The following is a 7,067-nucleotide window of genomic DNA, read 5'->3' on the forward strand; positions in this document are numbered from 1 at the left end:
CTCCCGCAACGCCCGGTAGTGGGCGAAAAATATGTCCATTGGATCGTCCAGCACCTGCGCGTCTGTAAATGTTCGCCGAGACGGCGTAATCCCTTGCAGCGGCAGCGTGAGGCGGGTGGTGTGGTAATGCTCGACGTCGTCCAGTGTGGTGTAGGCGCGCACCAGTCGCAAGACTTCGTGGAAGAAGAAATGCAGCCGTTGCGGGATGCGTGCCGCATACAGTGCAAGTTCGGCTTCATGCATCGCCAGCCCGAGGTTGGCGTTCGCGCTCGCGCCGGAGCGTCTTCACCGTGGCATCGTGGCCATCAGGCGCAGGTTGTCCAGCACCAGCCAGGGCGCTTCCAGCCAGGTCGGCTGGTAGGGGTCAAAGTCTCACTTCGCGGTGGCTGTGGTCGCGCAGGAATTTCTCAGGTTGCGGTGAAAAATGGATGCGCCCTCTCAGATGGCCCGTCTCGATCCGCGTGCGTGAAGGTGCCGACGAGAAATTGACCCTTTGAGATTGGTATCGCTGCGGATCTCATTGGAAAGCGCGGCCAGTTCCCTGGCCGATGACTCAAGCCTTGGTTTCGGTGGAGCGATCAAGTGTATCGAACAGCGCCGCCGCTTCCTGCGGATTTCGCTTGTAGTCAGCATCTGCGCAGACCGTGCAACAGACGATAAAGCGTGCGGCCGGGTGATGGAGATGGGGATGTTGGGCAGGAAATAATCGGCGCCGAGCTTAGTTCTTGCGCAGCACGTAATGCCACCACTCAGGTCAGGCTCGCCTTGCAGGTTTTCGGCCGTTGAGTTCGCGCTGCGTCAGCAGGGTAGTGGTCGAGGTCGCGCGACCATTCAAGCGGCCAGGTCCTGCACCCATGCATAGTCACTGCAGCAAGTGCGGAATGGCGGCTGAGTTCCTCCAGTTGCGGATCGCGGAACGGCATGCGGCAGGCCGTAGATTTGCACCGCGTTCTGGTTGCCGCAGATGCAGTGATCGAACATCACTGCGAACCACTGCGCGGAAAACGCCGGGTAGCCCATCAGCCTGAACGAGTGGTTGAGTGAGTCGGTGGAAATCGTCCTCGACCATTTCCCCAAGCCAGCGGCGTGATCACGTTAGGGAAGCGCCCGGCGGGATCTTTGCCGCGTCCAGCGCGGCGGATGCTGGTGATCGGGCGCGATTGCAGCAGCCCAGCTTGCCGGAACTGATCGCCCATTCGATCGCCCCGGAACTGGTACGAGGCCTCTCGACACGGCACTCCGCTTAAAAAGGTAAAGGCCAGTCCGGCGGTTGTGTTTCGTCCATGCTGGCCCGGGTTCGCATCCTCGCCTTCCAAACTGTTCGACCGACCGCGCAATCGCGGAGTGTTGACGATGCGCTGGGTTTTTCCTCGCCGATGGCGCTACCGAGCAGGCTGCCGTCGCGCGCCAGCACGAACTGGTCGATCGCGCCTTCGCCGCTGACCACCCGATTCACCAAACCTGAAGTTGGCATTGACCAGCATCGTGCGATGTTGCCGCTGATCGGGTTGAGGGCGAAGCCGACCCCAAAATTCGCGACGGGATCATCGCCTGGTGACCACCGCCATGGTCGCCTGCAACTGGTCGAAGCCGAGCCGCTGACGGTAGGCGATGGCACGATCCTGCCACGCCGAGGCTTGCAGGCGCGGATGCGTTCGAGGATGGCGTCTGCGCGCCGTGGATGCGAGGCCCAATTGTCGCGATGCCCGGCAAACGCCACACTGGCCAGGTCTTCGAAGGTGGAGAAGAGCGCACGGGAGAATGCCACTCGGGCGGAAATGCGGGCAAGTTGCTGGCGCACGGAAGCCTCCAGCGAGACAGGTAACGGCATCCACTCGAGCTCGGCACGCAATTGTGCGGCCTGTCCCTGCAGCTTTGCGGCGTTGGCATAGTCAAATGCCGCGACCCGGCGGTGCCAAGGTCGCGGCGGTCCGCGGTGTATCCGCGGTAAGCGCTTGCTGTCACCACGAACCCGGAGGGGACCGGAAGGCCGCGTTGCGTGAGCAGCGAGAGGTTACACCCTGCCGCCGGAACGCTCATGGCGGCAGGCATCAGGTTCGGTGAGCGCGAGCGCCTGGGTCCTGCAGGACTTCTCCGTGGTTGGGGTGGTCCGGTTCGCGATCCACAGTGCCCAGGCGGCCAGCAGTGCCCGCGGAGTACGTCGATCAGGTAGTGGTGGCGCAGGTACAGGGCTGGAGCTCCCGCGCCCAGGCACGGTAACGGCAGATCCAGAAGCGGCGGCGGTTGTGCCGGAACTCGAAGCCGAGGATGAACAGAGACACCGCCACATGCAGGCTGGGGGGAACCACGTCCACGCCTGTTGATCCCATCTTTACCAGTCGGGGCAGTGAACACCGTCAGCGGCCCGCCGCGTCAGCTGCGTGGCGAATGCGTCGCCGAAGGCGAGGCAGGCCGGCAGCGCACCAGCGTGTGCCGAGGAAACCGACACCATAGAAGCGAAAACAGAGCCGGCGATGAAGGACTTGTAGCGCCACATCCAGGTCGAGAAAATTCCACCACTACCCCCCATGATCAGATAGGGGAAGAAGAACAGGAAAACAGACCTCATCAGTTCAGTGAGCCCCGGCGTGACCAGGTGCTGCCACAACATGGAGGGTGTCGCCCGAGCAGCGCGCTGTCGATGCCGCGCAATATGGTATCTTCCTCGCTGCTGGAGATTGTCTGGCACGGCAAGCGCACCTTGCTGGAAATGCACGTTCATCGCGACCGGGTAGAACAGCAAACGCCATCGCAATCGAGGCGACGGTGTTGCAGTGCCGGTCGGCAGGCCACCAGCATCAGCGCTGCGACGAGCCCCGCGCTTGAAACATCAGCGCATTATCGCCCCAGAACATACCCACGGAGAGAAGCACGATGGTGACGAGCAGAACGCCCCAAAAAACATCTCGTGTTCATACAGTGCGGGCAGTGTCCGTGCGGTGCTAGGCATTCCGTGACCTCATGCAATCCTCCAGCGACGCGCGCCAGTTTGACAGCGGATGGCGCAATTGCGGGCGCCAGCCGCCCAGCGTGTGCGGTGTGATCGCCAGTTTCTGCACGCGGCGCAGTCGATTGGATCCCGATGACTGCTGACTTGAGATAGGGTGACCACAGCCATGGAAGTCGCGCCCACAGCGCTGCGCAGAAGCAACAATGCGCCCACGAGGCAAGGCGGGGAGAATCTCGCCAGCAGACGCCACAACGCGATGGTATTGATGCCGTCGGCCGGAGCGCTGTCCCGGCCCAGCGTGCGATCAGTAACGGCGGCGCATTGAGCGCGCAAGGCCGGCGCGGTAAACGGCAGCAACAGCAAGAACAGCAGGTAAGCCCAGGCGCGACGCATCGCATCAAGAGGTACGCCCTGATGCGGCCACACATGCCGCCTGGCCGGCGTCCGAGAACTTCGGTTTCCAGTTTCGCTGCCAACGCTCCGCTTCCGGCACGAGCCGCGTTCCAGGGTTTTCAAGCGCCGCAAATTAAGCTGCGTCGGCTTGCCCAGTGTCGCGGCGCCGGGCGATGCGCTCTGTGCGCGCTAAAAGCTTCCGGCATCTTCCGCCTGCACCGCCAATTCCTCGAGCGCGGCGGTGATGCGCTCGTGCAGGACTCGTACCGCGCTCCGCATCGGAGGTCCCCGGCGGGTAGCCGCGTATCGAGGGTTCCCCGCCACCACCTCAGCGTCGCTCCCGCCACACCCATGCCTGTCTAAGTGGATGCCCGGAAGCGGTATGACCACAGGTGCGGTACCGATATTTGCCGCAATCGTGCCAGTGTTGGTAGCCGCGCCTTTGTGGAAGGGCAGTGGCGGCATCCCAGGTCGCTGGTTCCTCCGGAGGATCAACAGTTCGCCGCCCCAGAAGGGTGGAGTCCTAACAGGCGTTCTATTTAGCCAAGTGTTGCTGTTGGCAGATTCGGTAAACACGGCTGGTCGCATTGGTCCTTCTTTTCCGCGCAACTTCGATCCCGTCAAAAAAAACCCGGCCGATCCAGGCTGCGGCGCAGTTTTACTGGGAAATCAGGAAATTGGCTCGAGAATCAGGATTTGTGAACGTACCGTCAACCGCGCCGTTAACGATGCACGCCTGCAAAGACAGCGGGCCTTGCAGGGGCAACATTTCCCCATTCGCAAACGGACGCGATGGTAGTAGAGAATACAACAGTTGGCTTAAGAGCCGGACACCGCAAGTTTTCCAACATAGTCCCCCCGTTCGAGGGGTAAAAATTTGTCTTAAAGCAAGTATAAGTGCCCACCAAACGGAAACAACGCGGCCGTTGCACGATCTGATGACACGAGTGCGCAAGATTGTGCAGCCATGGAACCCCGGTAAGGTTGTTTACGAATGCCGATGCGGTTTCGCAGCACGACATGACAGCGGCATGACTGAACAGGGTGAGCACGGTAGAGATGCTCCGCCCGAACACGATGAAGGAAGCAACCGGGCCCCAGATCAGGATTTCCGCCAGCCGGAGCGCCAGAGAGAGCCGCCTGGTGGTGGTCGTGGTGGTGATGAGGATGGGCACCACGCGCCGCCGCGCCGCAGACCGCCGCGTGGATGGTGTCGTGCCGTCGCGCCGCTGGTTGGCGGCGTCGATCAGCTTGATGGCGGAGTTGACCGCGATGCCGACCAGCACGATAACCCCTGGCGATATGTACAACCGACCAGGTTGCCCGGGAGCAGCAGGCTCGAAGGCACGCCATTGAACGCCATCGGCACGGTGCTGATGATCATCAGGGGTTGCCAGTAGCCGCGAAACTGCGTGGCGAGGATGAGGTGAGATCAGGCCGACGCCGAGCAGGAACAGCGGCATGGAGTCCAGACTCTGGATGTCGTCCATTTCGCCGGAGATAATCGACCGAGCGCCGGAAACCCGGGCGAGGAGGTTGTTCACGCCTGCGCGCCAGGGCATTTTCGGCGGCGAGCGCGGTTTGGCGACTGGTCGGTTTGAGATCAACTCCTGGCAGAGCGGCGCGGCGCAGGTCGTAACGCTTGATCACCCCGGCGATGCGACCGCCAGTCGGGACCAGACTGGCGAGCTTCGGGGTATTTTCCTTCGGTCACTCCGGCGGCGCACTACGACGCCAGCGTTGGTCTTCCATATCGTCCAGTTGACGGCCTCAGGGCGCATCCGCACCTTCGATCTTTCGCCCCATTGGGTGCGCTCAGCAGCACGATCTCGGTTCCCTCAGCAGGCTTAATCGACGGGCTGTGGTCTTCGGCGCGAGGCGTGTGGCTTTGACCGCTTCACCGTCCACTTGGCAGCACCAGTTCATGGCGGCCCGGCAGGTCGTCACCGTCAAGGTCGCGGATGCCCGGGACAGCGGGGCCACCTTTTGCGCGCAGTGCATCGGCGGCGCGGCGCAGTTCGGCATAATCGTCGCCGCGCAGACGCAGCTTGACCCCATTGGGCTTTTGAGGAAGGCGGCCCGCCGGACATGACGCAGAAGGACACCTTGCCCCTTCAGCGTGCGGATTCGATCTCCTTGCGCATCGCCTCGACGATGACGTCGGCATCGCGCATGTCGCCAACCCGGGGGGCAATAGCGATACAACTGTCTGTCCAGGCGTCACTGCAGAGCGGCTCCGTGTCGGTGAACTTCACCCCGGCGTAGGAGGCGCAGACGGCGCGTTTCTGGGGCGCGGGTGTTTTCCTGGACGGCGACCTCCAGTCGCTCGGTTTCATGCAGCGTGGAGTCTCAACTGCGGTGCCCGGCGGCATGTCCAGGCCAGCTGACGTAGAACAGGCGCATCGGATCGAAGGCGAAGAAATTGGTCCTGACCAGCCCCTGACGACAGAGCCCACCGCCAGCGCGAACAGCATGACGATGATGGCAAGCGTCTTGCGGGCATGGCGCAAGGACCGATGCAGCCAGCGCGAATAGCGCAACCGCAGGAGGTGGGTGAAATTGGTGCGCCAGATCCGCAGGCGCGAGGGGCGCACGAAATCCGGCGCGCAGTGCAGATCACGCTGCGCAGTGGGCAGCATCCAGAAGGCCTCGAGCAGGCCGATCAGCAATGCCAGCCCGACCCCGAAGGGTCCACTTTCGCGTGAAGTCGCCGATGATGGGCAGCAGCATCAGCGGGCAGGAATGCGGCGACGGTGGTGAGCACCGAGGCGAGCATCGGGCAGGCCCACGCTGCGTATCGCGTTGAGCGCGGATTCCTGCCGCGGATTCGCCGCGCGCGCGATGCGGAAAATATACGTTCACGATCACCATGGCATCATCCACCAGCATGCCTGAGCGAGATGATGAGCCGCTGAGCAGGACGGTGAGATTGAGCGGGTAACCGGAGCCCGTTCAATATCCAAGAATGGTGCCGATCAGGGAGAAGGGGATGCCGTGGAGGGGCGATCAGGTGGGGATGCGGCTGCCGAGGAACAGCCAGGTGATAGAACAGCACAAGGATCAGGGCCTTGCAGGGCGTTGCGCTCCATCAGGACTGATGGCTTGTCGGGTGGGGACGGTCTGCGTCGTCGAGTTAAGGGTGAGTTGCACACCGGAAGAAGCGATGCGCGTGCCCTGTTGCGCGAGATACCGATCGACCTGCCGCACCAGTTCCAGCGTATTGGTGTAGTTCTTCTTGTTGACGGCCAGCAGCACGCCGGGGCGGCTTTTGTGGGACACCACAGATCACGCATTTTCCGCGCCTGCGCGCCACTTCCGCGACCGCCTCTATCGGGATCTCTTTCCGGGCGCTGGGTGGGGGCCAAACACGGTCAGTCCGGCCAGATAGTCGGGGTCGCGGTCCTGCCCGACCACGCGCAACAGCCATTCGTCGTCGCCCACCCGACCCGGCCCGTTTACGGCAAGTCGCGGAACCAGCTTCTACCACCGAATCGGCGAGGTCGGCGGCGCTCAGCCCGCGTGCGGCCGTAGTGCATCGGGGCGGAATTTTGATCTGCAAGCTCGGGATCGGACAGGCTTATGGCGAGCACCTTGTCCACCCCGGGCATGCGTTCGAGGTCCGATTTTATTACAGGTAGGCATGGCTGCGCAGGGTCTCGTCGAAATCGTTGCCTTCCACCGTGACTCATCGCCGGAAGCCGTTGGAGGTGGTGATCTCGAACAC

7 protein-coding genes are annotated in these 7,067 nt (G+C 62.7%); 1 reads left to right on the top strand and 6 read right to left on the bottom strand.

Annotated features, from left to right (window positions below; all coding sequences use genetic code 11):
- Positions 1–1,243: 1,243 nt before the first annotated feature.
- From IPM27_11560 to IPM27_11575, 4 genes are all read right to left on the bottom strand, one after another.
- Complete coding sequence (locus IPM27_11560; GenBank protein MBK9162163.1) at positions 1,244–1,831, bottom strand: hypothetical protein; 588 nt, start codon at positions 1,829–1,831, stop codon at positions 1,244–1,246.
- A gap of 334 nt (positions 1,832–2,165) precedes the next feature.
- Positions 2,166–2,330 carry a hypothetical protein gene (locus tag IPM27_11565; protein ID MBK9162164.1) on the bottom strand — a complete coding sequence of 55 codons (165 nt, stop codon included), beginning with the start codon at positions 2,328–2,330 and terminating at the stop codon, positions 2,166–2,168.
- Between the two features lie 2 nt (positions 2,331–2,332).
- Entirely contained in the window at positions 2,333–2,743 is a 411-nt protein-coding gene (locus IPM27_11570) for a hypothetical protein (GenBank protein MBK9162165.1), read from the bottom strand.
- 1,322 nt (positions 2,744–4,065) lie between these two features.
- Positions 4,066–4,887, bottom strand: a complete 822-nt coding sequence (locus IPM27_11575) for a hypothetical protein (GenBank protein MBK9162166.1) — start codon at positions 4,885–4,887, stop codon at positions 4,066–4,068.
- Positions 4,888–5,231: 344 nt separating this feature from the next.
- Between IPM27_11575 and IPM27_11580 the strand changes: the two genes are divergently transcribed.
- Positions 5,232–5,435 carry a hypothetical protein gene (locus IPM27_11580; protein MBK9162167.1) on the top strand — a complete coding sequence of 68 codons (204 nt, stop codon included), beginning with the start codon at positions 5,232–5,234 and terminating at the stop codon, positions 5,433–5,435.
- Between the two features lie 22 nt (positions 5,436–5,457).
- Here IPM27_11580 and IPM27_11585 read toward each other — a convergent pair whose 3' ends face one another.
- Positions 5,458–6,012: a hypothetical protein gene (locus IPM27_11585; GenBank protein ID MBK9162168.1), complete on the bottom strand. Its 555-nt coding sequence runs from the start codon at positions 6,010–6,012 to the stop codon at positions 5,458–5,460.
- Positions 6,013–6,403: 391 nt separating this feature from the next.
- Positions 6,404–6,622: a hypothetical protein gene (locus IPM27_11590; protein MBK9162169.1), complete on the bottom strand. Its 219-nt coding sequence runs from the start codon at positions 6,620–6,622 to the stop codon at positions 6,404–6,406.
- Positions 6,623–7,067: the final 445 nt, after the last annotated feature.

This window comes from Nitrosomonadales bacterium, assembly GCA_016716325.1.
Classification (GTDB): Bacteria; Pseudomonadota; Gammaproteobacteria; order Burkholderiales; family Gallionellaceae; genus Gallionella.